Here is a 25,460-nt window from a genome sequence, read left to right as displayed (position 1 = left end):
CAACAACTTTGGAGTGAACGCATGACTTCCTGGACCCACCTCACCCGCGAACAGCAGATCGCCCAGCTCGAAAGGGACTGGGCCGAGAACCCGCGCTGGAAAGGCATCAAGCGCGGCTACAGCGCCGCCGACGTCGTGAAGCTGCGCGGCTCGCTGGCCATCGAGCACACGCTGGCGAAGCGCGGCGCCGAGAAGCTGTGGAATTCGATCAACACCGAGCCCTTCGTCAACACGCTGGGCGCGCTGACGGGCAACCAGGCCATGCAGCAGGTCAAGGCCGGCCTGAAGGGCATCTACCTCTCGGGCTGGCAGGTGGCGGGCGACGCCAACAGCAACGGCGAGATGTATCCCGACCAGTCGCTGTATTCGGTGGACTCCGTGCCGAAGGTCGTGAAGAAGATCAACAACACCTTCGCGCGCGCCGACCAGATCCAGTGGAGCGAGGGCAAGAACCCGGGCGACGACGGCTGGGTCGACTACTTCCAGCCGATCGTGGCGGACGCCGAAGCGGGCTTCGGTGGCGTGCTCAACGCCTTCGAGCTGATGAAGGCCATGATCGAGGCGGGCGCCGCGGGCGTGCACTTCGAGGACCAGCTCGCGTCCGTGAAGAAGTGCGGCCACATGGGCGGCAAGGTGCTGGTGCCCACGCGTGAAGCCGTCGCCAAGCTGGTGGCCGCGCGCCTGGCTGCCGACGTGATGGGCACGCCCACCATCCTGCTGGCCCGCACCGACGCGGAAGCCGCCGACCTGGTGACCAGCGACGTGGACCCGATCGACCAGCCGTTCTGCACCGGCGAGCGCACGGTGGAAGGCTTCTACCGCACGCGCAAGGGCTTCGACCAGGCGGTGAGCCGCGGCCTCGCCTACGCCGAGTATGCGGACCTGATCTGGTGCGAGACCGGCACGCCCGACCTGAAGTTCGCGAAGGATTTCGCCGACGCGATCCACGCGAAGTTCCCGGGCAAGCTGCTGGCGTACAACTGCTCGCCGTCGTTCAACTGGAAGAAGAACCTCGACGACGCGACCATCGCCAAGTTCCAGAAGGAGCTGGGCGCGATGGGCTACAAGTTCCAGTTCATCACGCTGGCCGGCTTCCACAGCCTCAATTACTCGATGTTCGAGCTGGCCTACGGCTATGCGCGCAACAACATGAGCGCCTTCGTGGACCTGCAGCAGAAGGAGTTCGCCGCGGCCGACAAGGGCTTCACGGCGGTGAAGCACCAGCGCGAAGTGGGCACGGGGTACTTCGACGCCGTGACCACGACCATCGAGGCCAATGCTTCGACGGCCGCGCTCAAGGGCTCGACCGAGGACGAGCAGTTCTTCGACCAGAAGAAGGCGGCCTGACAGGCACACCAAGGGATACCGAGGAGACAAGGGGCCCCGCCGGCGCAAGCCGGCGGGGTTTCTTCTTTCGGGCGTTTCGATTTAGAGTCGGGGCTCATCCACGGAGGGCTCAGGATGGGCGATACCAACGACAGGACGGGCGTCTTCGACGCGAGCAAGCTCAACCAGCAGAAGTGCCCGGACTGCCAGGGCACGGGCGAGATCCGCTTCGACAGCGAGAACATCAACGAAAACTTCGAGGTCGAGAAGCAGGTGGTGATCACGCCGTGCACGCGCTGCGGGAGCTCGGGGTTCATCCCGGCAGGCTAGAATCGGGGCGAGAAAGGCACGATGGGTTATGACACCGCGAACTACCCCGGAAGGTTCCACGACCCTTTAGGAGGTCGGTCGTCGCGCGTGCACTGAAAAGCTCACCCCCCCAGAAAAGCGCGGCTGCCGGTCGCGCTTTTTTGTTTGTGAATTGCCCCTGAACACCATGATCCAGATCACGCTTCCCGATGGTTCGAAACGCGAATTTCCCGGCCCCGTGAGAGTCGCCGAGATCGCCGCGTCCATCGGCTCCGGCCTGGCGAAGGCCGCGTTGGCCGGCAAGGTCGATGGCAAGGTCGTCGACACGGCGTACACGGTCGATCGCGACGCGCCCGTGTCCATCATCACGGCCAAGGACCCGGAAGGCCTGGAAGTCATTCGCCATTCGACGGCGCACCTCCTGGCGTACGCCGTGAAGGAGCTGTTCCCCGAGGCGCAGGTCACGATCGGGCCGGTCATCGAGAACGGCTTCTACTACGACTTCTCGTACAAGCGGCCTTTCACGCCGGAGGACCTGCAGGCGATCGAGAAGCGCATGGCCGAACTCGCCGCGAAGGACGAGCCCGTCACGCGCCGCGTGCTGCCGCGCGACGAGGCGGTGCAGCACTTCAAGGGCCTGGGCGAGAACTACAAGGCGGAGATCATCGCGAGCATCCCCGCGAACGAGGATGTGTCGCTGTACCGCGAAGGCGGTTTCGAGGATTTGTGCCGCGGCCCGCACGTGCCGTCGACGGGCAAGCTCAGACATTTCAAGCTGATGAAGGTCGCAGGCGCCTACTGGCGCGGCGACCACCGCAACGAGATGCTGCAGCGCATCTACGGGACGGCCTGGGCGACGAAGGAGGAGCTGCAGCAGTACCTCACGATGCTCGAGGAGGCCGAGAAGCGCGACCACCGGCGCCTCGGGCGCGAACTGGACCTGTTCCACATCGACGATCACGCGCCCGGTGTCGTCTTCTGGCATCCGAAGGGCTGGTCGGTGTGGCAGGAGGTCGAGCAGTACATGCGCCGCGTGTACCGCGACAACGGCTACCAGGAAGTGAAGGGCCCCCAGCTGCTGGACAAGTCTCTGTGGGAGAAGACGGGCCACTGGGACAAGTACCGCGAGAACATGTTCACGACGGAATCGGAAAAGCGCGACTACGCGCTCAAGCCGATGAACTGCCCGGGCCACATCCTGATCTTCAAGCAGGGCATCCGCAGCTACCGCGACCTGCCGCTGCGCTACGGCGAATTCGGCCAGTGTCACCGCAACGAACCGACGGGCGGCCTGCACGGCATCATGCGCGTGCGCGGCTTCACGCAGGACGACGGCCACATCTTCTGCACGGAGGACATGATCCTGCCCGAGTGCACGGCCTACACGGCGCTGCTGCAGAAGGTCTACCGCGATTTCGGCTTCACGAACATCATCTACAAGATCGCCACGCGCCCCGACCAGCGCATCGGCTCCGACGAGAGCTGGGACAAGGCCGAGAACGCGTTGATGGAGAGCCTGCGCGCGTCGGGCTGCGAGTTCGAGATCGCCCCGGGCGAGGGCGCCTTCTACGGCCCGAAGATCGAGTACACGCTCAAGGACGCGATCGGCCGGCAGTGGCAGTGCGGCACGATGCAGGTCGATTTCTCGATGCCCGAGCGGCTGGATGCCGAGTACGTGGGCGAAGACGGCGCCCGCCACCGCCCGGTGATGCTCCACCGTGCCATCGTGGGCAGCCTCGAGCGCTTCATCGGGATTTTGATCGAGCAGCACGGCGGGGCGCTGCCGGTTTGGCTCGCGCCGGTGCAGGTGGCCGTGCTCAATATCACGGACTCGCAGGCCGATTACGCCCGGGAAGTTGCCAAAACGCTGCGAAATCAAGGGCTTAGAGTCGAGCTCGACCTGCGCAACGAGAAGATTACGTATAAAATACGGGAGCATTCGATGCAGAAGCTGCCTTACATCCTCGTCGTGGGCGAGAAGGAGAAGGCAGCAGGTGCCGTCGCAGTGCGCGCCCGGGGCAACCAGGATCTCGGTGCGATGCCGCTGGCAGCGTTCTCGGAACGCCTCGCCTCCGACATCCAGGCCAAAAGCTGATTTTTGAGGAAATCACGCGGCAGGCGGCGCGCAAAGCGGCGGTTTCGCTATCTTTGTGATAGCAAATTGTTGAACGAGGATTCAAGACCATCGCTACAGAATTTCGCGACCGCCGCCAGCGCGAGGAACGCAAGCACCGCCTGAACCGGGAAATCATGGCCCCGGAAGTCCGCCTGAGCGGACCCAACAACGAGCCCCTGGGCATCGTCAGTTTGCAGGAAGCCCTGCGAATGGCAGGCGAGCTGGATGTGGACTTGGTCGAAATTGCCGCGACTGCCAGCCCGCCGGTGTGCCGGCTGATGGACTACGGCAAGTTCAAGTACCAGGAACAGAAGAAGGCGGCGGAAGCGAAAGCCAAGCAGACGGTCATCGAGATCAAGGAAGTCAAGTTCCGGCCGGGCACGGACGAGGGCGACTACAACATCAAGATGCGCAACATCCGCCGTTTCCTGGCGGAGGGCGACAAGGTGAAGATCACGCTGCGCTTCCGCGGCCGCGAGATCACGCACCAGGAGCTGGGGATGGCCCTGCTGAACCGCATCCGCGACGAGCTGGTCGACCTCATCGTCGTCGAGCAGTTCCCGAAGCTGGAAGGCCGCCAGATGATCATGATGATCGCGCCGGGCAAGAAGAAGCCGGTGGCGAAGCCGGCGCCGGTCGAACAGGCGGCGCAGGCGTGAAGAACAAGGCACCCGCAAGGGTGCATTGAAGGGCGGTGAGAGTCCGCCCGAACAAGTGGCTCGGGGCCATCAAGACGCGAACGATTCGCGGCGCCTCACGAGCACAAATCGAAGAGAAAGCAGGAGCATTCACATGCCCAAGATGAAGACCAAGAGCGGAGCGAAGAAGCGCTTCCGCGTCCGTCCCGGCGGCACCGTCAAGCGCGGCCAGGCCTTCAAGCGTCACATCCTGACCAAGAAGTCCACCAAGAACAAGCGCCACCTGCGCGGCCCCGTGGGCGTTCATGAGACCAACATGGGTCACATGGCCGCCATGCTGCCGTTCGCCGGCCTTTAATCACCACCGACAAGGAGAAATCACATGCCTCGCGTCAAACGTGGTGTAACGGCCCGCGCCCGCCACAAGAAGGTTCTCGCCCTCGCCAAGGGCTTCCGCGGCCGCCGCGGCAACGTCTTCCGCATCGCCAAGGAAGCGGTGATGAAGGCGGGCCAGTATGCGTACCGCGACCGCCGCACCAAGAAGCGCGTGTTCCGCCAGCTGTGGATCGCGCGTATCAACGCCGCGGCCCGCGCCAACGGCCTGACGTACAGCCAGTTCGCCAACGGCATCCGCAAGGCCGGCATCGAGATCGACCGCAAGGTCCTGGCCGACATCGCCGTGAACGACCCGGCTGCCTTTGCGGGCATCGTGGAGCAAGTCAAGGCCAAGCTGGCTGCTTGAGTTCACGACAGCGCTCGCGCTGTTGCAACATGCAAGGACAGGGCTAGGGCCGCAGGCTCTAGCCCTGTTTTCCGTTTATGAATACCACAGAGCTCGAAACCATCGTCGAATCCGCGCGCGCAGCGTTCGCCAGGGCCGGCACGCCCGCCGACCTTGAAAACGCCAAGGCGCAATTCATCGGCAAGTCCGGCCGCATCACGGAGCTGATGAAGGGGCTCGCCGCGCTTTCCGTCGAGGAGAAAAAGACCCGCGGCGCGGCGATCAACGTGGCGAAGCAGTCGATCGAGGGGCTGCTCGCCGAGCGGCGCCAGGCGCTGGCGGACGCCGAGCTCGAGGTGCAACTGAAGGCCGAGGCGCTCGACGTCTCGCTGCCCGGGCGCCAGCGCGAACCCGGCGGCCTCCACCCGGTGAGCCGCACGATGGAGCGCATCGAGCAGATCTTCGCCAGCATGGGATTCGACGTGGCCGACGGCCCCGAGCTCGAAAGCGACTGGCACAGTTTCACGTCGCTGAACAACCCGCCGAACCATCCCGCGCGCTCGATGCAGGACACGTTCTACGTGGACATCAACGGCGACGACGGCATCCCCTACAACCTGCGCCCGCACACCAGCCCGATGCAGGTGCGCTACGCGCAGTCGCACGTCAGGAAGTATGCGGGCCGGGAAATGCCCGAGATCCGCGTCATCGCGCCGGGCCGCACGTACCGCGTGGACAGCGACGCGACGCACTCGCCGATGTTCCACCAGTGCGAAGGCCTGTGGCTGGGCGAGAACGTGAGCTTCAAGGACTTGAAGGTCATCTTCACGGACTTCTGCCGCACGTTTTTCGAGACCGACGACCTCGCACTGCGCTTCCGACCCAGCTTCTTCCCGTTCACGGAGCCGAGCGCCGAGATCGACATCCAGTTCCGGAGCGGCCCGCTCGCAGGCCGCTGGCTCGAGGTGGCGGGCTCCGGCCAGGTGCACCCGCAGGTGGTGCGCAACATGGGCCTGGACCCCGAGAAGTACATCGGCTTCGCCTTCGGCATGGGGCCGGACCGGCTCACGATGCTGCGCTATGGCGTGAACGACCTGCGCCTGTATTTCGACGGCGACATCCGCTTCCTGCGCCAGTTCCGATAAGAAGAGAAGAAGATGCAATTCCCCGAGTCCTGGCTGCGCGAGTTCTGCAACCCGCCGCTCACAGCCGAGCAGATCGCCGAGACGCTCACGATGGGCGGCCTCGAGGTTGAAGAACTGCGCCCCGTCGCCCCGCCGTTCGAGAAGGTGGTGGTGGGCGAGATCAAGGAATGCGTGCAACACCCCAACGCCGATCGCCTGCGCGTGTGCCAGGTCGATATTGGTGATGCGGCGCAAGCGCCGCGGGGGCAGGGCGCGCTGCTGACCATCGTCTGCGGTGCGCCGAACGCGCGCGTGGGCATCAAGGTGCCGACAGCCCTGGTCGGCGCGGTGCTGCCGCCGGGTGACGACGGCAAGCCGTTCGAGATCAAGGTGGGCAAGCTGCGCGGCGTGGAAAGCCAGGGCATGCTGTGCTCCGCCCGCGAGCTGAAGCTGAGCGAGGACCACGCCGGCCTGCTCGAACTCGATGCGGCCACGCCCGTGGGCAAGAACGTACGCGACGTGCTGCAGCTGGATGACCACGTCTTCACGCTCAAGCTCACGCCGAACCTGGCGCATGCGCTGTCGGTGTACGGCGTCGCGCGCGAACTCTCTGCGCTCACCGGCGCGCCGCTGAAGGAGCCGAAGTTCCAGCCCGTGCCGCCGAAGCACGATGCGAAGCTGAAGGTGAAGGTCAGTGCGCCCGAGCTGTGCGGCCGCTTCTCGGGCCGCATCGTGCGCAATGTGGACACGAAGGCGAAGACGCCGCGATGGATGGTCGACCGCCTGGCGCGCTGCGGCCAGCGCAGCGTGACGGCGCTGGTGGACATCTCGAACTACGTCATGTTCGAGTTCGGACGGCCTTCGCACATCTTCGACTACGACAAGATCCATGGCGCGCTCGACGTGCGCTGGGGCAGGCCGGGCGAGCAGCTGAAGCTGCTGAACGGCAACACCGTGACGGTGGACGAGAAGGTCGGTGTGATCGCTGATGATCGCGAGGTCGAGTCGCTCGCCGGCATCATGGGCGGGGACGCGACGGCGGTGTCGGACGACACGCGCAACGTCTATGTGGAGGCCGCGTTCTGGTGGCCCGAGGCGATCCAGGGGCGCTCCCGCCGCTACAACTTCTCGACCGACGCCGGCCACCGCTTCGAGCGCGGCGTGGACCCGAGCCAGACGGTGGAGCACATCGAGCACATCACGCGCCTGGTCATCGACATCTGCGGCGGCGAGGCGGGCCCGATGGACGACCAGGTCGCGAAGCTGCCCGAGCGCAAGCCCGTGTCGCTGCGCGTCGCGCGTGCGTCGAAGGTGATCGGCATGCCCCTGACCGAGGCGCAGTGCCTGGACGCGTTCAGGCGCCTGGGCCTGCCCGCGCAGGCGAAGGAGGGCGTCATCACCGTTGCGCCGCCGCCATACCGCTTCGACTTGGCGATCGAGGAAGACCTGATCGAGGAGGTGGCGCGCATCGTCGGCTACAACAACCTGCCGACGACGCCACCACTGGCGCCGATCACCGCGCGTGTGCGGCCGGAGTCGCAGCGCAGCCGGTTCGCCGTGCGCCGGCAGCTGGCGGACCTCGGCTACTTCGAGACGATCAACTTCAGCTTCGTCGAGGAGAGCTGGGAGAAGGATCTCGCCGGCAATGCCAACCCGGTGAAACTGCTCAACCCGATCGCCAGCCAGATGAGCGTGATGCGCTCTTCGCTCGTCGGATCGCTGTTGCAGGTTCTGAAGTTCAACCTGGACCGTAAGGCCGAACGCGTGCGCGTGTTCGAGATCGGCCGCGTGTTCCTGCGCGATGCGTCGGTGCAGACGACCGACAGCACGGTGCGCGGCGTGCGCCAGCCGATGCGCGTCGCGGCGCTCGCGTACGGCGATGCGGACGGCCTGCAGTGGGGCCGCAAGGAGACCCCGGTCGATTTCTACGACGTCAAGGGCGACCTCGAATCGCTGCTCGCACCGAAGAAGGCGCGCTTCGAGCCAGCCCAGCATCCCGCGATGCACCCGGGCCGCTGCGCCAGCGTGTGGCTGGACGGCCGCAACATCGGCGTGGTGGGCGAGCTGCATCCGCGCTGGCGCCAGCAGTGGGAGCTCGCCCATGCGCCGGTGCTGTTCGAACTGGATCTCGATGCCGTCACCGAGCGCGACGTCCCCAGGTTCGAGCCGGTGCCGCGCTTCCAGCCGGCCGAGCGCGACGTCGCGCTGGTGGTGAAGGATTCGGTGACGCACGACGCGGTGATCGCGGCCGTGCATGCAGCCGCCACGGGCGGGCTCCTGCGTGACGCATTCCTCTTCGACGTGTACAAGCCCCAGCAGGCCGTGCACGGCATTGCGCCCGATGAAAAGAGCTTCGCCCTTCGCTTGACGCTCGCCAGCAACGACGCCACACTGACCGATGAACAGATCGAGGCTGCCGTCCGGGCCATCGTCGTTGAAGTCGCGAGCCGCACCGGCGGCCGCCTGAGGGGATGAGATGCACGCCGTGACAACAAACAAGCCGGAAGACATCATCGAGTTCGCCGTCGAAAGCCTCGAGACGCCCGCTCTCACGAAGGCTCAACTCGCGGAGCTGCTGTTCGAGCAGATCGGCCTGAACAAGCGCGAATCGAAGGACATGATCGACGCCTTCTTCGACCTGATCTCGGCCAGCCTGGTCGACGGCCAGGACGTGAAGATCTCCGGCTTCGGGAATTTCCAGATTCGCACCAAGGCGCCGCGTCCGGGCCGCAACCCGCGCACCGGCGAGGCGATCCCGATCGAGGCCCGCCGCGTGGTCACGTTTCATGCCAGCCACAAGCTCAAAGAACAGATCCAGGGCGCCGGCGACACCGGCGACTAGCCGTCTTCGTGAAATCCGGCGCCGTTCGGGCGCCAAAACGCAACGCCTGTCCGCAGGCTGCTTTGCGCGTCCGCGTTTCTTAGAGTAACCTTGAGCTTTCTCTCCTACAACATTGATTTCAATGGAGAAAGCCCTCCCAGCCATACCGGCGAAGCGCTACTTCACCATCGGTGAGGTCAGCGAGCTGTGTGGCGTCAAGCCTCACGTGCTACGGTATTGGGAGCAGGAGTTCACGCAGCTGCGGCCGATGAAGCGCCGCGGCAACCGGCGCTACTACCAGCACCACGAGGTGCTGATGATCCGCCGCATCCGCGACCTGCTGTACGACCAGGGCTTCACCATCAGCGGCGCGCGCAACAAGCTGCAGGAGATCGTGCAGGTGGAGCGCGACAAGCGCCGCGCCGGCGAGGTGATGCTCGAAGGCGTGGAGGTGATCGAGGTGGAAGATTCGAGCTTCGAGGATTTCGAGGACAGCGCCCCGCCCGAAGAAGAACTCGACCACTTTTCGCAGAAGATCCTGCTCGTGCGCCGCGAGCTGTTCGAGATCCGCGACCTGCTCACTCAAACGCACTGAGTGCGCGGGTTATAATCTGCGGCTCGGCGTGTAGCGCAGCCTGGTAGCGCACTTGCATGGGGTGCAAGGGGTCGCGAGTTCGAATCCCGCCACGCCGACCAAACGATGGAAAGCCCGGGACCTGAAAAGGTCCGGGCTTTTTTGCTTTTGGAGCTCATCCGCGGCTCGCCGCGAATCGATCAGGACAAAGTCGGGATGTTTGTCCCGGTCCAACTCGCGCGCGCACGAGTCAAATTGCTCTCGCGAACGGCGGCCGGGGAGTCCGGCCGGCGGCAGAACGCGACATCGGACAAGGAGACTGACATGGATCGCATCGAAAGACGAGCGCGTGCCTGGAGACGGTCGCGTGCATGGGCAGCAGGCGTCGCCTTCGCGGCCTTCGCATGCGGCGCGCACGCCCAGCCGGAAGTCGCGGGGCAGGGCCCCACCGCCACCGGCGGACCGGTGCCCAAGAACGTCTCGGTGCCGCAGGCGCGGCTGGACGCGGCCGCTCGCGACACCAGCAACTTCCTGCTGACCAACGGCGACTACGCGCAGACGCGCTATTACCCGGCGACCCAGATCAACACGTCCAATGTCGCCCGCCTGAAGCCCGCGTTCATCTTCCAGACCGAGGTGGTCGAGTCGATGGAAACGGCGCCCGTCGTGGTGGACGGGGTGATGTACGTCACCACCTCCTACAACCACCTGTACGCGCTGGACGCGGCCACGGGCAACGAGTTCTGGCACTACAGGCACAAGCAGGGTCCGGTGACCACCTTCTGCTGCGGGCCCAACAACCGCGGCGTGGCCGTGATGAACGACCGCGTGTACATGGCCACGCTCGATGCGAAGCTGATGGCCTTCGATGCCAAGACGGGCAAGGTGCTGTGGTCCACGCAGATCGCGGACCCGGAGGCCGGTTATTCGGAGACCATGGCGCCGGTGGCGGTCGACGGCAAGGTGTTGATCGGCACCAACGGCGGCGAGTACGGCATCCGCGGCTTCGTGAAAGCCTACGACGCGAACAGCGGCAAGGAGCTGTGGACCTTCTACACGATTCCCGAGCGCGGGCACGAGGGCGTCTGGGCGGTCAAGGACGCCACCGGCCGCGACATGCATCGCGACATCGCCGCGGAGAAGAAGGCCCTGGCCGACAAGGGCGGCGACTTCTACAAGACCCTGGGCGGCGGCGTGTGGATGCCGCCGGCAGTGGACCGCGAGACCAAGACCATCTATTTCGTCGTGGGCAACCCCAGCCCGGACCTGTACGGCGCCGAGCGGCCCGGGGACAACCTGTACACCGACTCGATGGTGGCGCTCGACCTCGACACCGGCAAGCTCAAGTGGTACTACCAGTACATCGCGCACGACGTGTGGGACCTCGACGCGGCCTCGCCGGTGATCCTCACCGAGGCCGCCGGCAAGGACGGCAAGATGCGCAAGGTGGCCATCCACGGCGGCAAGACCGGGCACGTGTACGTGCACGATCGCGCCACCGGCGAGCTGATCCGCTTCAGCGAGGCGATGATCCCGCAGGAGAACATGTGGGTGCTGCCGACCAAGGAGGGCGCGCGCATGCTGCCGGGCGCCAACGGCGGCGTGGAATGGAGCCCCATGGCGATCAACCCGCAGCTGCACCTGGCCTATGCCGCGAACCTGCACCAGCCCATGACGTACCACGTCGAGGAGGCCAAGTACCCGGGCGGCAAGCTGTGGCTGGGTGGCGCGTTCAAGGTGATCCCGTCCGAGAAGCAAGCGGGCCGCCTGGTCGCCGTCAATATCGATACGGGCAAGGTCGCGTGGAAGTTCGACACCGAGCAGCCGCTGATCGGCGGCGTGCTGGCCACGGCGGGCGGGCTGGTGTTCAACGGCGAGGGCAACGGCCTGTTCCGCGCCTTCGATGCGAAGACCGGCAAGATGCTGTGGCAGTACCAGTGCGGTGCGGGCGTCAACGCGCCGGCCGTGTCGTACACGGTGAACGGCAAGCAGTACGTGGCCGTGGCCGCCGGCGGCAACACGCAGATCGACTTCAAGCGCGGCAATTCGGTGGTCGTGTTCGCGCTGCCATGACGAGGAAGGGCCGGTGTTGGGTGGCGACGGCGGCCTTGGCCGCCGCTGCGGCGCTGGCGCAGCCCGCCGCGCCACCGACCAAGGCGCAGGCCTGCGCGGCCTGCCACGGGATCGACGGCAATTCCACCAATCCGCTGTATCCCGTGCTGGCGGGGCAGACCTCGCGCTACCTCTACCTGCAGCTGCGCGATTTCCAGGAGGGCCGCCGAAGCAACGAGCTCATGAGCCCGATGGCGGCCGGCCTGACGCGCGACGAGTTGCGCGAGCTCGCCGACTGGTTCGCCGGACAGAAACCCAAGCCCACCGGGTTCAAGCCTGACCCCGAAAAGGCGCGCCTGGGCAAGCTCAAGGCGGACGAGACGCTGTGCACCATGTGCCACCTGGGCGGCTTCGCCGGGCAGAACGAGATCCCGCGCGTGGCCGGCCAGCACCACGACTACATCGTCAAGCAGCTCACCGACTTCAAGCTGCGCAAGCGCACCAACGACGCGGGCAACATGACGAGCGTGGCTGCCACGTTGAACGAGAAGGACATCGAGAACCTGGCGAACTACCTGGCCGGGCTGTAGCGCTCAGTGTGCTGGCGTGTCCAGCAGCGCCGCCACCTCGGCATGACCCGCCTGGCGGGCGATGTCGGCAGCGGTCAGACCGCGATCGTCGCGCAGGTCGCGCCGGGCGCCGCGCGCGAGCAGCAGGCGCACGGCGTCGGGCTGGCCCTGGCCCGCTGCCCACATCAGCGGCGTGAGCTTGTGCTCTGCCGGCGCGTTGATGTCGGCGCCGGAATCGAGCAGCGCGGCCAGCACGTCCGCATGGCCCAGCGCCGCGGCGTAGACGATGGCCGGTTTCTTCATGTGGTCGACCGGCTCGGCGCGCGCGCCCGCCGCGAGCAGGCGGCGCACGACGGCCGCATGGCCGCCATAGCTGGCCCCCATCAGCGCCGTCACGCCTTCGACGGATGCGGCATTGACGTCCGCCCCGGACTTGAGCATCAGCTCCACGATCCGCAGCTGGCCCTTTTCGGCCGCGAGCATCAATGCGGTCTTGCCGAAGCGGTTGCGCGAGTCGGGTGCCGCGCCCAGCGACAGCAGGCGTTCGACGGCGGCCGCATCCGACTGGCGGGCGGCCGCGAGCAGTTGCGCATTCGGGTTGGGGTGGCTGGGCGCCTGCGCCGCCGCCCAGGGCGACGCCAGGGCCAGGCACAGGAGGGCGGATCGAAGACAGGCCATGATGCTCCTTCGGCAATATCGCGCACGCACCGTCACCCCACGACTCTAGCTCGCATCCCTCGCCGCCACACGTGTCAAATCGGCCAAAGAACGCGGGACATTTGTCCCGGACGGCGAGCGCCTTTTTGCCTTCGGGCAACGCGCCACCATAGAATGGCTCAACCATGGCGACCGTCGTCTTTGCAGACCTTGTCGGTAGCACCGGCATCTTCGAGCGGCTCGGCGACGAAACGGCCGGCCGCTTCGTCACGCACTTGACGGCGGCGCTCTCCAAGACCTTCGAGCAGCACAGTGGACGGGTCGTGAAGCTGCTGGGCGACGGCGTCTTCACCGTGTTCCAGTCGGAATCGCACGCCATCGCCGCGTGCCTGGAGATCCAGGCACGCCTGAAGGAGAGGCCCGTGTACCCGGGCGGCCGCGGCAGCCCGGTGCAGATGCAGATGGGCGTGGAGTCGGGCGAGGTCGTGGAGATCGAGGGCGATTGCTACGGTGACGCGGTGAACTGCGCTGCGCGCCTGGCCGACCTCGCCGGCGCCGACCAGGTCCTCACCACCGCGCGCGTGCGCGACGCCTTGCCGTCCGGGCAGCAGGCGCAGATGCGCCGCCTCGGGCCGATGTACCTGCGCGGAAAGCAGGAGGCCACGGAGGTGTTCCGCGTCGACTGGCAGGTCGAGCGCGACACCGAGGCCACGGTGATGGGTGCCTTGATGTTCAAGCCGGGCAAGGACACGGTGCTGGAACTCTCGGGGTTCGGGCAGAGGCTGCACCTGGAACCGCGCGCGGAGAAACTGACCGTGGGGCGGTCGGCCACCGCGACGCTCACGATCAATGACGGCCGCGTATCGCGCGAGCATGCCACCGCGGAATGGCGCGGCGGCCACTTCGTGCTGGGCGACACCTCCAGTTTCGGCACCTGGGTGTACTTCGGCAACCAGGCCGAGCCGGTGGTGCTGCGCCGCACCGAGTGCTACCTGGTCGGCTCGGGCCAGATCGCGCTGGGATGCGAGCGCGAAGCCGAGGGCGCGCCCCTCGTGCAGTTCAACGTCCGAGGCTGACGACCGCGCTCATGACGATGGCGCTCGAAATCCACATCGCAGGCCCGGGCCTCGACGCGACGCGGCGCCTGTCCCCCGGCGACCCCGAACTGGTGCTGGGTCGCGATGCGGAATGCGATGTCTGCCTGCCCGACCCGGAGCGGACGGTGTCGCGCCGCCACCTGGCGTTGTGGGCCGTGGGCGGCGAACTGCACTTCCACGTCGTCTCCACCGTGAACGGCATCGAGATGGCGTTCGGCGAAGCGCCGCCCGGTGCCCGGGGCGTGCTGCCCGGCGGGCAATCGCTCAAGGTCGGCGACTACGTGGTGCACGCCGCGAAAGAGGAGGACCCGTGGGCGGTGCTCGAGCGCGAGGCCTGCGCCGGCGCCACGCAAGCGGCCGCCGTGCCGAAGCACGAAGACGACCCGTTCGGCGACTGGGGCTTCCAGACCACGTTCGGCCCGATGAACGCCGGCGGCGCGCTCGAAGCCGGTTCGCTCGAGGCGGGCGATGTCTCTTCCTTCTTCCGCGGGCTGGGCGTGGACCCGGGCATCATGAGCAAGGGCGAGCTCGAAGCGATGGGCCGGCTCGTGCGGCTGCTGGTGCTGGGCGTGCTGGATCTGCACTCGACCGTCACGGGCATGAGGCAGGACGTCCGGTCCGAGGATCGCACGATGGCCGCTGCGCGTGACAACAACCCGCTCAAGACCGGCTGGCCCGGCGACACGAAGCTGCGCTACCTGTTCGGTGGCCGCCTCGCGGCAGCAGGCGATGTCTCGCAGGAAGGTGCCCTGCGCGAGGTCCTGGCCGAACTCGTGGCGAAGACGTCAAGGTAGAAGCCGGAAGCACTGATTTACCCTTGGCTCCATGGCGAAGGCTGCCGCTAGAATGGGCTTTCAGTTTTCGCGCAGGCGCGCAGTCCCGTGAGTCTCAAGAAACTCGGCCGCTATGAGCTCGTTCGCGTCCTTGGCAAGGGGGCGATGGGCATCGTGTACGAGGGACGCGACCCGAACCTCGACCGCCGCGTCGCGATCAAGACCGTGAAGGTGGAGAACCTCTCCGAGGAAGCCGCCACCGAGTACGAGCATCGCTTCCGCACCGAGGCCCGTTCCGCCGCACGCCTGCAGCATCCCCACATCGTCAGCGTCTACGATTCCGACCGGGACGGCGACAACGCCTTCCTCGTCATGGAATACATCCAGGGCGATGACCTGAAGCACCACCTGGACAGGGGCGTGCGCTACACGCTGGAGCAGTCGCTGCGAATGATCCGCGACCTGCTCTCGGCGCTGGACTATGCCCACAAGCAGGGCATCGTGCACCGCGACATCAAGCCCGCGAACCTGTTGATCGAGCCGGGTGGCCGCGTGAAGCTCACGGACTTCGGCGTGGCCCGCATCCAGGATTCGGGGGAGGCCACGCGTACGCAGGGCAACATGGTCGGCACGCTCAAGTACATGGCGCCCGAGCAGGTGCAAGGCCAGAAGATCGATTCGCGCGCGGACCTGTTTTCGGTCGGCGTGGTGCTCTACCAGCTGCTCACCGACAAGCGGCCCTTCGACGGCGACAACGATTTCTCGATCATCCACCAGATCATCGGCCATCACCCCCCGCCGCCCAGCTCGATCAACCCGCGCCTGCCCACGGCCATCGACGCGGTCGTCGCCCGGGCGCTGACGAAGAGCCGCGACGAGCGCTTCGCCACGGCGCGCGATTTCGCGAGCGCGCTGCAATCCGCCATTCGCCGGGCCGAGGATGTGACGGTCATCCCGGCGCCCAACCCGCTCAGGAATGCCGAAAGCGCGGGCAATGCTTCACGCGGCGCCGTCACGAGCCCGTCCACGGTGACGCAGGAAGTGGAGCTCGTGTACTGGAAGGACATCAAGGACTCCACCGACCCGGAGGAATTCCAGGCTTTCCTCGACCGGTTCCCCGCCGGCATCTACGCCGAACTCGCGCGCCGCCGCCTGCGCAAGCTCACGAGCGGCAGCTCGCCGCCCGACCAGACTATGCTGAGTGGCGCGGACCTCGAAGCCACGCGGCTGCGCACCGGCACCCAGCCATCCGCGGTCGCGCCCGTGGAGCCGCCCGCCGAGGTGGAGCGGACCGTTTCCGGCTTCCCGAGCACGATCCCGCTGGCGGGCGCCATGACCGCCGCTTCGGTTCCGGCGCCGCCGCCGGCAGAGAGCGGTCCCCGCGCACCTGCGCCACCCCTCGAACCTGCGCCGACCCCGGCCGAGCCCGTGCCCATCGTGACGCGCAGGAAGGCGCCACTCGCCGCGGTCGCCGGTGTGGGCGCGCTGGTGCTGGTCGGCATCGCGGCATTCGCTTTCGTGGGGCGGGGCTCGTCGACCGCTCCCGCCAGCGCGGCGGCGACCTCGCTCGCTGCACCGTCACCCGTCCCCGCGGTGGCCGCAACGCCCAAGGCAACGCCCGAGGCAACGACCGACCAGCCGGTCGCGAGCGTGACGCCTGCCGTGGCCGCCAGCGCCGCCGCTGCGCCCAAGCACGTTGCGGCATCCCGACCCGCGGGCAGGGCGAAGCTCGCGGCCTCGGGGCCTGGATCCGAGCTTTCGCACCCGGCCGTTGCCGCTTCCCCGTCCACACGCGGGTCGACGAGGCCCGTGTCCGCGTCGGGCGCCTACGGCGCGGCGGATGCGTGCAAGGACCGCGTCTTCCTCGGGCGCGAACTGTGCCTGGCCGATGCGTGCGAGAAGCCCGCAGCGCGCAACCATCCGCTGTGCGTGCAGTGGCGAGAAGACAAGCGGCTGCGCGAGGGCAACCGGCCCTGAAACCGGGCCCGCGGGCTCAGACGATGTCGATCGTGTGCACGCTGAAGGCGCCCGCGCGGCGATCGGCGAAGTAGCACTTGAGCGTCTCGTGCACGGTCCTGAACGCGATCTCGTCCCACGGGATCTCGTCCTCCGTGAAGAGGCGCGCCTCGATCGTCTCGTGCCCCGGGTCGAACCGGTCCGACAGCAGCTTCGCGCGCCAGTACATGTGCACCTGGCCCACGCGCGGCACGGAGAGTACCGTGATCAGGTCTTCCAGCTCGATCTGCGCGCCCGCTTCCTCGTCGGTTTCGCGCACGGCGCCTTGCGCGGCCGTCTCGCCCAGTTCCATGAAGCCGGCGGGCAGGGTCCACTTGCCCCAGCGCGGCTCGATGTTGCGCTTGCACAGCAGCACCTTGTCGCCCAGGTGCGGCACCGTGCCCACCACGTTCAGCGGGTTCTCGTAATGGATCGTGTCGCAGGCCGGGCAGACGGCGCGTTGGCGCGTGTCGCCGTCGTCGGGCACGCGGTACACGACTGCGGCGCCGCAGTTGCGGCAATGCTTGATGGGGGTGCGAAAGGGGACTGGCACGAGGGGGAAGTATGCCAGCCGCCCCGTCCTCAGGTCTTCGTCGACCTGGTGTGCTTCTCGATCAGCGACTTGGCCGTGTCGAGGAGCTTGCGGCCGTCGAAGCCGCGCTTGCCCATGTCCTCGATCCACTCGACCTCGATCTGGCGCGAGCGGCGGCGGAATTCCTGCGCCTCGGCCGCGCTCACGGTGAAGATCGTGTTGCCGTGGTCCACGGCAGCCTTGCGGCCCGCCACGTCGCCGGCCTGCTGCACCTTGCCCAGCCAGCCGGACGTGGCCATGCCGGAATTCGCGTCGATGACTTTCCTGAGGTCCGGCGGCAGCGAGTTGTACTTCGCCTTGTTCATGCACATCACGAACGTCGTCGTGTAGAGCGCCCCGCCGGCGGGATCGAATTCCGCGTGGTACTTCGTCAGCTCGTGCACCTTGACCGAGGGCACCACTTCCCACGGGATCACGCAGCCGTTGATCGTGCCCTTCGAGAGCGAATCGGGAATCTGCGGCAGCGGCATGCCGACCGGCGTGGCACCGAGGGCAGCCAGCATCTTGTTCACCTGGCGGGTCGGCGCGCGCATCTTCAGGCCGCGCAGGTCGTTCACGGTGTGCACCGGCTTGTCGGCCGTGTGGATCACGCCCGGGCCGTGCACCTGCAACGCGATCACCTGCGTCTCCTTGAACTCGTCCGGCGCCACCGTCTGCACGTATTCCCAGTACGCCTTCGACGTGGCTTCCGCGTTGCTCATGATGAACGGCAGCTCGAACACCTCGACGCGCGGGAAGCGGCCGGTCGTGTTGCCGGGCAGCGTCCAGACCACGTCGACCACGCCGTCGCGCGCCTGGTCATAGAGCTGCACCGGCGTGCCACCCAGCTGCATGGCCGGGTAGGCCTCGAACCTGATGCGCCCGCCCGAATCCTTCTGCACCTTGTCCATCCACGCCTTGTGCATGTTCAGCCAGACGTTGGATGTCGGCGCCATGAAGGTGTGGAACTTCAGCGTGACGGTCTGCTGCGCGAAGCCCGGGACGGCCGGGCCGCCCAGGACCGCGGCCGCGGCGCCCGATTTCAGGAGTGTTCTGCGTCGGATCATTCGTTGTTCTCCATGTGAAGCCTGGACGGGACCATAGCCGGAATCGCCCGGCCGCCCCACCGGGCCATCCCTTATTTCGTCCCGATGAATTGCACCAGCCACAGCGCGATGCCGGGAAAGGCGAGCATCAGCGCGATGCGCACGAAATCGCTGATGAGGAAAGGCAGCACGCCGCGGAAGGTTTCGCCCAGTGGCACGTTCTTCGCCATGCCGTTCACGACATAAACGTTCAGGCCCATGGGCGGAACGAGCAGGCCGAAGGAGACCACCATCAGGATCAGGATGCCGAACCACAGGGCGAGCGACTCCTTGGGCATGCCGAAATCCAGGCTCATCACCACGGGGAAGAAGATGGGGATGGTGAGCAGCACGATCGACAGCTCCTCCGTCACGCAGCCAAGCAGGATGTGCAGGACCACGATGCCGACCATCACCCAGATCGGCGACACGTGCCAGCCCGTGACCAGCTGCACGAGGTGCGTCTGGATCTGCGTGAGCGCGAGCGCGGAGTTGAGCACGTCGGCGCCGATGAAGATCATGAAGATCATCGCCGTGCTCTCGGCCGTGGCCAGGAAGCAGTGGACGAACTTCTTCCACGTCAGCTCGCGCTTGCCGATGGCAGCGAGCAGGGCCGAGCCCGCGCCCACGCCGGCACCTTCGGTCGGCGAGAAGAATCCGCCGTAGATGCCGCCGAACACCAGCAGGAACACGAACGCGACCGGCGCCAGGCCGAGGAAGCTCGCCCACCGGAACGGCGGCGGGTTCTTCTCGAGCTCGGGCGCGTGGCCCGGCACCATCCGCACGTAGATCGCGATCACGATCATGTAGCCGATCATCGCGATGATGCCGGGCAGGGTGGCCGCGAGAAAGAGCTTGGCGATGTTCTGCTCGGTCAGGATCGCGTAGATGACGAGCGGCACCGAGGGCGGGATCAGGATGCCCAGCGTACCGGCCGTGGCGAGCGTGCCGGTGGTCAGACGCCCCGAGTAGCCGTGCCGCTTCATCTCGGGCAGCGCGACGCCGGTGATGGTCGCGGCCGTGGCCACGGACGATCCGCAGATCGCGCCGAAAGCTGCGCTGGCCATGACGGCCGCCATCGCAAGGCCGCCGCGCAGGCGCCCGACCACGGCGGCCGTGAACTCGAAGAGCGACTTGCTGATGCCGCCCTGCGTGGCGAAATGGCCCATCAGGATGAACAGCGGAATCACGGACAGGTCGTAGCTCGCGAAGCGCGCGAACGCCATGCTGTTCATGAAATTCGCGTACGGGCTCCAGCCTGTCTGCGCCACATAGGCGATCGAGCCCGAAAGGAACATGGCGATCGCGATGGGCGTGCGCAGCGCCATCAGCGCGAACATGAGGAGGATGGCGACGAGTGCGAGGGAGATGCCGCTCATGCTCAGACGCCTTCCTCGATGTGGGAAGGCGTCTCGAAGCCGGCGGCGGCTTGCCAGAATGCGATGACGGCCGTGAGCGCGAAGCCGGGCACCATGGGCGCGTAGGCGTACCACTCGGGCACACCGAGCAGCATGGTGGTCGATCCGGCCTGGTAGGAGCTCAGGCCGCCGAGCGCCGCGCGCCAGGAGAGGAGGGCGCAGCACAGGCCGAGCAGGAAGGCGCCGATGCGTTCGAGGACCGCGTTGAACGCGGGCGGGGCTTTCGCGGTGAAGACGTCCACCACGATGTTGCCGCGGTGGAACTGGCACAGCGGCATGAACAGGCCCACCGCCGCGCCGGTGGCGAGCGCCACGAGTTCGAAGTCCCCGGTCAGCGTGCGGCCGACGGTCTCGCGGCCGATGATGCTGCCGCAGGTGATGACCACCATCAGGCCCACCAGGGCGCCCGCGGCGAGCGCGCAGGCCTTGGCCAGGATTTCCAGGACGCGCAATCGACTCTCCTCTTGTTGTTCGTGGTGCGCGTCAGGGGTGGCCCGTCAGCGCGCCGCGGCGATTTTGACCGATAAAGTCCCGACGCCGCTCACACCGCCTTCCAGCACGTCGCCGGGCACGACGGCCGCCACGCCTTCGGGCGTGCCGGTGAAGATCAGGTCGCCGGGCGCGAGCTCCCACGCGGCCGACACATGCTCGATGATCTCGCCGATGTTCCAGATCAACTTGGAGACGTTGCTGCGCTGGCGGTCCTTGCCATTGACCTTGAGCCAGATCTCCGCGTTCTCGACGTCGCCGGCCTGCGCGGCGGGCACGATGGTGCCCATGGGCGCCGACTCGTCGAAGCCCTTGCCGATGCACCAGGGGCGGCCCTGCTTCTTCATTTCGCCCTGCAGGTCGCGCCGCGTCATGTCCAGGCCCACGCCGTAGCCCCAGATGTGCTTCTTCGCGTCGGCCGCCTTGATGTTGCGCCCGCCCGTGCCGATGGCGGCGACCAGCTCGATCTCGTGGTGCAGGTCCTTCGTGAGCGACGGGTAGGCGATCGAGCCCGTCTCGCCCTGCGGGATGGCGACGATCGCGTCGGCGGGCTTCAGGAAGAAGAACGGCGCCTCGCGGCCGGTGAAACCCATCTCCTTCGCATGCTCGACGTAATTGCGGCCGACGCAATAGACCCGGCGCACCGGGAAGCGGTCGCTGCTGCCGGCGACGGGCACGCTGGCGGTCACGGGGTTGAAGACGTAATTCATGGGAGCCTTTCTTCGTGATGGAGGCCCAGTGCTTCCTGCACGGGGCGGTCGGAGTAACTGAACAGCACACAGCCCTGGGCCGACGACAGGCGCGCAGTGTGCCATGAGGGGACGACGAAATGATCGCGCGGCGAGAAGGCGAATCGCAGTGTCTGCCCGCCGCCTTCGATCACCGCTTCGCCTTCGCCTTCGACCACGCTGTACACGGCGCCGTCGGTCTGGCGCCAGGGCTTGCCCGCGAAGCCCGCGGGCAGCTTCTGCATGAAGGTCTGCATGGTGGGCATCGGCGAGCCGCCGGTGAGCGGGTTGACGTAGCGCAGCTTCACGCCGTCCCATTCGTCGACGGGCGCATCGCGTTCGAGCTGTTCCAGCGCCTCGCGGCTGCGCTCGTAGGGATAGCTGAAGATCGGGGAGGTACCGCGGAAGGGGGCGGCGCCGCGCACCGGCGCCATATTGTGGCCGTAGCGGGCGTAGCTGGTGCCTTCGTTGCGCGTGACCACCTGGGAGCGTGCGGTGTTGTTTTCGGCGAAGCCCGCGTCGAGGAAGCGCACCAGGGGGATGTCCAGTCCATCCAGCCAGACCACCGGGACATCCGATTCGTTGCCGTGGTCGTGCCAGGTCCAGCTGGGCGTGATGATGAAGTCGCCCGGCCGCATGGTCGTGCGCTCGCCGTCGACTGCGGTGAAGGCACCGGAGCCTTCGACGATGAAGCGCAGCGCGCTTTGCGTGTGGCGGTGGCTGGGCGCGATTTCGCCGGGCAGGATCAGTTGCAGGCCCGCGTAGAGCGATTGCGTGATGCACGACTGGCCGCGCAGCGCCGGGTTCTCGAGGATCAGCACCCGCCGCACGGCTTCTTCGGCGCTGATGGCCTCGCCCGCACGCATGAGAAAGGGACGCACGTCCTCGTACTTCCAGTGCGCCGCCGCGCACGGGGTCGTCGGCTGTTGCGGAACGAGGGCGTGCAGCACCTCCCACAGCGGTGTGAGGTGCAGCGGTGCCATGTCGCGATAGAGCTGCTGGCGGGTCATCATGCTTCTCCTTGGCCGAGAAAGGCGCCCTCGGCGGCGAGCCGGGATTGAAGGTCGTGCACGTCGACACTTGCCGCCGGCACACCTTGCTTCAAGGCGAAGTGGGCGGCGGTGCCCGCCGCCTGGCCCATCACGAAGCAGGCGCCGGTCACGCGCGCGGCCGATTGGGCTTCGTGGGTCATGGAGGCACAGCGCCCGGCCACCCAGAGGTTGTCGAGCGAGGGTGTGACGGTCATGCGATAGGGCAGCTGGTTGAAGCCGCGCGATCCTTCGGCGGGCCAGCGCCACTGCACGTCGCCCTGCACGTGAAGCTCCAGCGGCCAGCCGTTGACGCCGATGGTGTCGTCGAAATCGGCGCAGTGCACCACATCGTTTTCCGTGAGCATGTACAGGCCCCGCACGCGGCGCGTCTCGCGGATGCCGACCTGCGGCGGGATGTCGACGATGTAGGCGTTCTCGAAGCCGGGCACTTCTTTCAGGAACCGCGCGACGCTGGCGACCTGTTGCCGGCCGAGCAGTTCGGCGTCGCTCAACTCGCGTGCATCGGTGCCGTCCATCGCCCGGCCGCGCGCGTTGGCGAGCTGCGTGACGTTGACGCGCCACTCGATGCCGCTCTTCTGCGGCCGCACGATCGCGCCTTTGCGCGGGAACTTGTGGCGGCCCGCGGCCTCGGCCTGTTCCATCAGCGCGGGAATCGATTTCCACGCTTCGCCGGCGCGCTGCGGATCGACGCCGTTCACGCGGAACATCGTGGAGGGAAAGAGCAGGTGGCCGTGCGCATCGCCTTTCTCCCACTCGGCGCCGGCCCACACGGCCAGGTCGCCGTCGCCGGAGCAATCGATGAAGGCGTGCGCCTTCACGGCGATGCGGCCGGACTTGGTTTCGAGCAGCAGCGCGGAGATCGTGCGCGGCGATTCCTTGATGACCCCGCAGGCGAGCGCATGAAAGAGCACCTGCGCGCCCGCCGAGGCCATGAGGTCGTCGGCCGCGATCTTGTAGGCGGCCGTGTCGTAGGCCTGCGCGGGGATGCGACCCAGGATCATGTGCGGCGCGTTCAGCCCGCCGAGCCGGGCTATGCGCGCCAGCAGGTCGCCGGCCACGCCGTGCACGACCTGCTTCATCTCGCCATGCACGTTGGCATGCAGGCCGCAAAAGTTGGTGACGCCCGCGGCCGTGCCCATGCCGCCGAGGAACCCGTAGCGCTCGACCAATAGCGTGGAGCAGCCCGCACGTGCGGCAGCGACGGCCGCGGCGATTCCCGCCGGCCCGCCGCCGAGCACGACGACGTCGTACTCGCCGAAGAGCGGCGTGTCGCGCGCCGGTTCGTGGACGAAGCCCGTCATGCGAAGAGGTTCCTGGGATCGATGCCTTCGTACATCCATTTCAGGCCCGCGAAGCCCGCGGACTCCTGGCCGCTCTGGAACAGGCGGTTACGCAGCTCGCGCGTGACGCCGCAGGCGTGGTAGATGTCGCCGTAGAAGCGGGCCGTGAGCTGCACGCGGCCCGTTCGCAGGTAGCGGGCCCGCTGGTATTTCTGGAACGCCGTGGCCACGTCGCCTTTCGTGAACGCGATCGCCTCGCCCAGCACGACCGAATCCTCGATCGCCTGGCCCGCGCCCTGCGCGAGGTACTGCAGCATCGGATGCGCGGCGTCGCCCAGCAGCGTGACGCGGCCGCGGCTCCAGTCCTTCACCGGCTCGCGGTCGCACAGCACCCACATCTTCCAGGTCTCGATCTTGCCGAGCAGCTCCTTCACCTGCGGCACGGCATGCGCGAAGCGCTCGTTCAGTTCCGCCGTGTCGCCGAACGTGTTCCAGCCCTCGTCGTACTTGTTGCTGTGGAACACCGCGACCAGGTTGAACAGCTCGCCGCGCCGCAGCGGGTAGTGCACCAGATGCGTCTTCTCGCCGCCCCAGAGCGTCACGTCGTCGCTCCACAGGTGCGTGGGCACGTCTTCGCGTTTGAGCACCGCCCGGTAGGCGATGTGACCCGAGACGCGCGGCCTGCCGTCGCCGACCACCGCCTCGCGAACGCGGCTCCACAACCCGTCGGCGCCGATGAGCGCATCGCCGCGCACCGATTCGCCCGATGCAAGATGCGCGGTCACCGAAACCGGGTCCTGCTCGAAGGACTGCACCTTGCTGGACGTGTGCAGCTCGATGTTCGGCAGCTTCCGGCAGGCTTGCAGGAAGACGTCGTGCAGGTCGGCCCGGTAGATCAGGCCGTACGGATAGCCGTAGGCGGACTTCGTTTCGCGCAGGTCCACGCGCACGACTTCCTCGCCGGTGCGCACGTCGTTCATGCCCATGCCGGGCGGGAAGAACGCCACCGGGTTGATCGCCTCCGTGAGGCCCAGGTAATCGAACATGCGGAAGATGTTCGGGCCCAGCTGGATGCCCGCGCCGATCTCGCCGAAGGCCGCCGATTGCTCCAGCACGGTGACGCGATGGCCGGCGCGTCCCAGCACATAGGCGGCGCAAAGCCCGCCGATGCCGCCGCCAGCAACGAGGAAATTCAGGGGAGCCGCCATGGGAAACGGAGTGGGCCGAAAATGCTAAGAATACATATTATTGCCGTGCCCAGCAAGCCGGCGAGCCCTCGTTACACTGCGCGCCATGCCCAAGAGCTTCGACTTCCGCCATGCGCCGGGCCACCTGATCCGGCGGGCTCACCAGCTGGCCGTGGCAGTCTTCATGGAAGAAACGGCCGACTTCGGCGTGACGCCGGTGCAGTTCGCGATCCTGAACGCGCTGATCGAAGACCCGGGCGAAGACCAGGTGACGCTCGCGGGCCGGGTGGCATTCGATGCCGCGACTTTCGGGTCGGTGATCGGCCGGCTCGAAGCCAAGGGCTGGGTCAGGCGCAAGCCCGACGCGCAGGACAGACGGCGCAAGCTGTTGTGGGTGACGCCCGAGGGCGAACGCGCGGCGCTGGCGATGAAGCGCGCCGTGGCGAAGGCGCAGGCGCGCATCCTGGGGCCGCTGGAGCCTGGCGAGCGCGATCAGTTGCTGAAACTACTCGATAAGCTGGTCAATCGCTCTTCGTCACCAGCGTGAAGTGCTCGACAAGCGGCGGGCTCGCGAAGAACGGCCCGATGAACGAGCGCCATTCCGTGAACAGCGGGCCCTGGCGGAAGCCGACGGTGTGGTCCTCGAGCGTCTCCCAGAAGATCTGCAGGATGTAGCGCTCCGGCGTTTCGATGCAGCGGTTCACCTTGTAGCCGTGCACCCCCTTGGCCTTGGGCAGCACCGTCTGCACGGCGCGCTGGATGGCTTCCTCGAATGCGGCCTGCTGGCCCGGCTGGATGCGGATGTCGGCGATTTCCAGGATCAAGACGTTCTCCTCAATGGCCCCGACAGTGTATGCGTAAGGGGATGCAACACCGGT

The 25,460-nt window shown here is 67.0% G+C and carries 26 protein-coding genes and 1 tRNA gene; 17 read left to right on the top strand and 10 right to left on the bottom strand.

Annotation, left to right across the window (positions count from 1 at the left end; all coding sequences use genetic code 11):
- The first annotated feature begins 21 nt into the window (after nucleotides 1-21).
- From aceA to AC3EF3_RS10870, 13 genes are all read left to right on the top strand, one after another.
- Nucleotides 22-1,347: an isocitrate lyase gene (aceA, locus tag AC3EF3_RS10930; protein WP_488532176.1), complete on the top strand. Its 1,326-nt coding sequence runs from the start codon at nucleotides 22-24 to the stop codon at nucleotides 1,345-1,347.
- Between the two features lie 114 nt (nucleotides 1,348-1,461).
- Complete coding sequence (locus AC3EF3_RS10925) at nucleotides 1,462-1,656, top strand: hypothetical protein (RefSeq protein WP_488532175.1); 195 nt, start codon at nucleotides 1,462-1,464, stop codon at nucleotides 1,654-1,656.
- Nucleotides 1,657-1,822: 166 nt separating this feature from the next.
- Complete coding sequence (gene thrS / locus AC3EF3_RS10920; protein ID WP_488532174.1) at nucleotides 1,823-3,730, top strand: threonine--tRNA ligase; 1,908 nt, start codon at nucleotides 1,823-1,825, stop codon at nucleotides 3,728-3,730.
- Nucleotides 3,731-3,819: 89 nt separating this feature from the next.
- Entirely contained in the window at nucleotides 3,820-4,410 is a 591-nt protein-coding gene (gene infC, locus AC3EF3_RS10915) for a translation initiation factor IF-3 (protein WP_488533774.1), read from the top strand.
- 133 nt (nucleotides 4,411-4,543) lie between these two features.
- Nucleotides 4,544-4,747: a 50S ribosomal protein L35 gene (gene rpmI / locus AC3EF3_RS10910; protein WP_325547273.1), complete on the top strand. Its 204-nt coding sequence runs from the start codon at nucleotides 4,544-4,546 to the stop codon at nucleotides 4,745-4,747.
- 24 nt (nucleotides 4,748-4,771) lie between these two features.
- Nucleotides 4,772-5,131 (top strand): 50S ribosomal protein L20, encoded by a 360-nt coding sequence (gene rplT / locus AC3EF3_RS10905; RefSeq protein WP_488532173.1) that lies wholly within the window; start codon nucleotides 4,772-4,774, stop codon nucleotides 5,129-5,131.
- Nucleotides 5,132-5,208: 77 nt separating this feature from the next.
- Nucleotides 5,209-6,255, top strand: a complete 1,047-nt coding sequence (gene pheS, locus AC3EF3_RS10900; RefSeq protein ID WP_488532172.1) for a phenylalanine--tRNA ligase subunit alpha — start codon at nucleotides 5,209-5,211, stop codon at nucleotides 6,253-6,255.
- Nucleotides 6,256-6,267: 12 nt separating this feature from the next.
- The gene (gene pheT / locus AC3EF3_RS10895) at nucleotides 6,268-8,709 is read left to right on the top strand and encodes a phenylalanine--tRNA ligase subunit beta (RefSeq protein ID WP_488532171.1); all 2,442 of its coding nucleotides are present in this window, start codon (nucleotides 6,268-6,270) and stop codon (nucleotides 8,707-8,709) included.
- Nucleotides 8,710-8,746: 37 nt separating this feature from the next.
- Nucleotides 8,747-9,076, top strand: a complete 330-nt coding sequence (locus tag AC3EF3_RS10890; RefSeq protein ID WP_488533773.1) for an integration host factor subunit alpha — start codon at nucleotides 8,747-8,749, stop codon at nucleotides 9,074-9,076.
- Nucleotides 9,077-9,197: 121 nt separating this feature from the next.
- Nucleotides 9,198-9,650: a MerR family transcriptional regulator gene (locus tag AC3EF3_RS10885; protein ID WP_488532170.1), complete on the top strand. Its 453-nt coding sequence runs from the start codon at nucleotides 9,198-9,200 to the stop codon at nucleotides 9,648-9,650.
- Between the two features lie 24 nt (nucleotides 9,651-9,674).
- A tRNA-Pro gene (locus AC3EF3_RS10880) sits at nucleotides 9,675-9,751 on the top strand.
- Nucleotides 9,752-9,953: 202 nt separating this feature from the next.
- On the top strand, nucleotides 9,954-11,702 hold the full coding sequence (locus AC3EF3_RS10875) for a PQQ-dependent dehydrogenase, methanol/ethanol family (RefSeq protein WP_488532169.1): 1,749 nt from the start codon (nucleotides 9,954-9,956) through the stop codon (nucleotides 11,700-11,702).
- Nucleotides 11,699-12,271 (top strand): c-type cytochrome, encoded by a 573-nt coding sequence (locus AC3EF3_RS10870; RefSeq protein ID WP_488532168.1) that lies wholly within the window; start codon nucleotides 11,699-11,701, stop codon nucleotides 12,269-12,271. The genes AC3EF3_RS10875 and AC3EF3_RS10870 overlap by 4 nt, the downstream gene beginning before the upstream one ends.
- Nucleotides 12,272-12,274: 3 nt before the next feature.
- On the opposite strand, the gene AC3EF3_RS10865 is transcribed toward AC3EF3_RS10870, so the two are convergent.
- Nucleotides 12,275-12,928 (bottom strand): ankyrin repeat domain-containing protein, encoded by a 654-nt coding sequence (locus AC3EF3_RS10865; protein ID WP_488532167.1) that lies wholly within the window; start codon nucleotides 12,926-12,928, stop codon nucleotides 12,275-12,277.
- A 164-nt stretch (nucleotides 12,929-13,092) separates the two neighbouring features.
- Here AC3EF3_RS10865 and AC3EF3_RS10860 point away from each other — a divergent pair, with 164 nt between their 5' ends.
- The 3 genes from AC3EF3_RS10860 to AC3EF3_RS10850 all read left to right on the top strand — a co-directional run bounded on the left by AC3EF3_RS10860 (nucleotide 13,093) and on the right by AC3EF3_RS10850 (nucleotide 16,754).
- On the top strand, nucleotides 13,093-13,983 hold the full coding sequence (locus AC3EF3_RS10860) for an adenylate/guanylate cyclase domain-containing protein (RefSeq protein WP_488532166.1): 891 nt from the start codon (nucleotides 13,093-13,095) through the stop codon (nucleotides 13,981-13,983).
- Between the two features lie 11 nt (nucleotides 13,984-13,994).
- Nucleotides 13,995-14,798 carry a type VI secretion system-associated FHA domain protein gene (locus AC3EF3_RS10855; RefSeq protein WP_488532165.1) on the top strand — a complete coding sequence of 268 codons (804 nt, stop codon included), beginning with the start codon at nucleotides 13,995-13,997 and terminating at the stop codon, nucleotides 14,796-14,798.
- 87 nt (nucleotides 14,799-14,885) lie between these two features.
- A complete protein-coding gene (locus AC3EF3_RS10850; protein WP_488532164.1) occupies nucleotides 14,886-16,754 on the top strand; it encodes a serine/threonine-protein kinase in 1,869 nt (622 codons plus the stop codon).
- A 16-nt stretch (nucleotides 16,755-16,770) separates the two neighbouring features.
- Here AC3EF3_RS10850 and AC3EF3_RS10845 read toward each other — a convergent pair whose 3' ends face one another.
- The 8 genes from AC3EF3_RS10845 to AC3EF3_RS10810 form a co-directional block, all read right to left on the bottom strand.
- A complete protein-coding gene (locus tag AC3EF3_RS10845) occupies nucleotides 16,771-17,325 on the bottom strand; it encodes an NUDIX hydrolase (RefSeq protein WP_488532163.1) in 555 nt (184 codons plus the stop codon).
- A gap of 29 nt (nucleotides 17,326-17,354) precedes the next feature.
- Nucleotides 17,355-18,410, bottom strand: a complete 1,056-nt coding sequence (locus tag AC3EF3_RS10840; protein ID WP_488532162.1) for a TRAP transporter substrate-binding protein — start codon at nucleotides 18,408-18,410, stop codon at nucleotides 17,355-17,357.
- Nucleotides 18,411-18,481: 71 nt separating this feature from the next.
- Nucleotides 18,482-19,807: a TRAP transporter large permease gene (locus AC3EF3_RS10835; RefSeq protein ID WP_488532161.1), complete on the bottom strand. Its 1,326-nt coding sequence runs from the start codon at nucleotides 19,805-19,807 to the stop codon at nucleotides 18,482-18,484.
- Nucleotides 19,808-19,809: 2 nt separating this feature from the next.
- Nucleotides 19,810-20,298 (bottom strand): TRAP transporter small permease, encoded by a 489-nt coding sequence (locus AC3EF3_RS10830; protein ID WP_488532160.1) that lies wholly within the window; start codon nucleotides 20,296-20,298, stop codon nucleotides 19,810-19,812.
- 45 nt (nucleotides 20,299-20,343) lie between these two features.
- Nucleotides 20,344-21,045, bottom strand: a complete 702-nt coding sequence (locus tag AC3EF3_RS10825; RefSeq protein WP_488532159.1) for a fumarylacetoacetate hydrolase family protein — start codon at nucleotides 21,043-21,045, stop codon at nucleotides 20,344-20,346.
- Nucleotides 21,042-22,076, bottom strand: a complete 1,035-nt coding sequence (gene gtdA / locus AC3EF3_RS10820; protein WP_488532158.1) for a gentisate 1,2-dioxygenase — start codon at nucleotides 22,074-22,076, stop codon at nucleotides 21,042-21,044. Before gtdA ends, AC3EF3_RS10825 begins: the two co-directional genes overlap by 4 nt.
- On the bottom strand, nucleotides 22,073-23,416 hold the full coding sequence (locus AC3EF3_RS10815) for an FAD-dependent oxidoreductase (RefSeq protein WP_488532157.1): 1,344 nt from the start codon (nucleotides 23,414-23,416) through the stop codon (nucleotides 22,073-22,075). Before AC3EF3_RS10815 ends, gtdA begins: the two co-directional genes overlap by 4 nt.
- On the bottom strand, nucleotides 23,413-24,603 hold the full coding sequence (locus tag AC3EF3_RS10810) for a 3-hydroxybenzoate 6-monooxygenase (RefSeq protein ID WP_488532156.1): 1,191 nt from the start codon (nucleotides 24,601-24,603) through the stop codon (nucleotides 23,413-23,415). Before AC3EF3_RS10810 ends, AC3EF3_RS10815 begins: the two co-directional genes overlap by 4 nt.
- A gap of 85 nt (nucleotides 24,604-24,688) precedes the next feature.
- Here AC3EF3_RS10810 and AC3EF3_RS10805 point away from each other — a divergent pair, with 85 nt between their 5' ends.
- Nucleotides 24,689-25,129, top strand: coding sequence for a MarR family winged helix-turn-helix transcriptional regulator (locus AC3EF3_RS10805; RefSeq protein WP_488532155.1), 441 nt, complete (start codon nucleotides 24,689-24,691; stop codon nucleotides 25,127-25,129).
- Here AC3EF3_RS10805 and AC3EF3_RS10800 read toward each other — a convergent pair.
- The gene (locus AC3EF3_RS10800) at nucleotides 25,104-25,406 is read right to left on the bottom strand and encodes an antibiotic biosynthesis monooxygenase family protein (protein WP_488532154.1); all 303 of its coding nucleotides are present in this window, start codon (nucleotides 25,404-25,406) and stop codon (nucleotides 25,104-25,106) included. The genes AC3EF3_RS10805 and AC3EF3_RS10800 overlap by 26 nt on opposite strands.
- Nucleotides 25,407-25,460 lie beyond the last annotated feature (54 nt).

Source organism: Ramlibacter sp. GS1-15, assembly GCF_057785015.1.
This window is presented reverse-complemented; position numbering and strand designations above follow the sequence as displayed.

What these genes read in the sequence shown, in the direction of transcription:
- aceA (WP_488532176.1), top strand. Translation starts at nt 22, where the DNA reads ATGACTTCCTGGACCCACCTCACCCGCGAACAGCAGATCGCCCAGCTC.
- AC3EF3_RS10925 (WP_488532175.1), top strand. Translation starts at nt 1,462, where the DNA reads ATGGGCGATACCAACGACAGGACGGGCGTCTTCGACGCGAGCAAGCTC.
- thrS (WP_488532174.1), top strand. Translation starts at nt 1,823, where the DNA reads ATGATCCAGATCACGCTTCCCGATGGTTCGAAACGCGAATTTCCCGGC.
- rpmI (WP_325547273.1), top strand. Translation starts at nt 4,544, where the DNA reads ATGCCCAAGATGAAGACCAAGAGCGGAGCGAAGAAGCGCTTCCGCGTC.
- rplT (WP_488532173.1), top strand. Translation starts at nt 4,772, where the DNA reads ATGCCTCGCGTCAAACGTGGTGTAACGGCCCGCGCCCGCCACAAGAAG.
- pheS (WP_488532172.1), top strand. Translation starts at nt 5,209, where the DNA reads ATGAATACCACAGAGCTCGAAACCATCGTCGAATCCGCGCGCGCAGCG.
- pheT (WP_488532171.1), top strand. Translation starts at nt 6,268, where the DNA reads ATGCAATTCCCCGAGTCCTGGCTGCGCGAGTTCTGCAACCCGCCGCTC.
- AC3EF3_RS10885 (WP_488532170.1), top strand. Translation starts at nt 9,198, where the DNA reads ATGGAGAAAGCCCTCCCAGCCATACCGGCGAAGCGCTACTTCACCATC.
- AC3EF3_RS10875 (WP_488532169.1), top strand. Translation starts at nt 9,954, where the DNA reads ATGGATCGCATCGAAAGACGAGCGCGTGCCTGGAGACGGTCGCGTGCA.
- AC3EF3_RS10870 (WP_488532168.1), top strand. Translation starts at nt 11,699, where the DNA reads ATGACGAGGAAGGGCCGGTGTTGGGTGGCGACGGCGGCCTTGGCCGCC.
- AC3EF3_RS10865 (WP_488532167.1), bottom strand. Translation starts at nt 12,928, where the DNA reads ATGGCCTGTCTTCGATCCGCCCTCCTGTGCCTGGCCCTGGCGTCGCCC.
- AC3EF3_RS10860 (WP_488532166.1), top strand. Translation starts at nt 13,093, where the DNA reads ATGGCGACCGTCGTCTTTGCAGACCTTGTCGGTAGCACCGGCATCTTC.
- AC3EF3_RS10855 (WP_488532165.1), top strand. Translation starts at nt 13,995, where the DNA reads ATGACGATGGCGCTCGAAATCCACATCGCAGGCCCGGGCCTCGACGCG.
- AC3EF3_RS10840 (WP_488532162.1), bottom strand. Translation starts at nt 18,410, where the DNA reads ATGATCCGACGCAGAACACTCCTGAAATCGGGCGCCGCGGCCGCGGTC.
- AC3EF3_RS10835 (WP_488532161.1), bottom strand. Translation starts at nt 19,807, where the DNA reads ATGAGCGGCATCTCCCTCGCACTCGTCGCCATCCTCCTCATGTTCGCG.
- AC3EF3_RS10825 (WP_488532159.1), bottom strand. Translation starts at nt 21,045, where the DNA reads ATGAATTACGTCTTCAACCCCGTGACCGCCAGCGTGCCCGTCGCCGGC.
- gtdA (WP_488532158.1), bottom strand. Translation starts at nt 22,076, where the DNA reads ATGATGACCCGCCAGCAGCTCTATCGCGACATGGCACCGCTGCACCTC.
- AC3EF3_RS10815 (WP_488532157.1), bottom strand. Translation starts at nt 23,416, where the DNA reads ATGACGGGCTTCGTCCACGAACCGGCGCGCGACACGCCGCTCTTCGGC.
- AC3EF3_RS10810 (WP_488532156.1), bottom strand. Translation starts at nt 24,603, where the DNA reads ATGGCGGCTCCCCTGAATTTCCTCGTTGCTGGCGGCGGCATCGGCGGG.
- AC3EF3_RS10805 (WP_488532155.1), top strand. Translation starts at nt 24,689, where the DNA reads ATGCCCAAGAGCTTCGACTTCCGCCATGCGCCGGGCCACCTGATCCGG.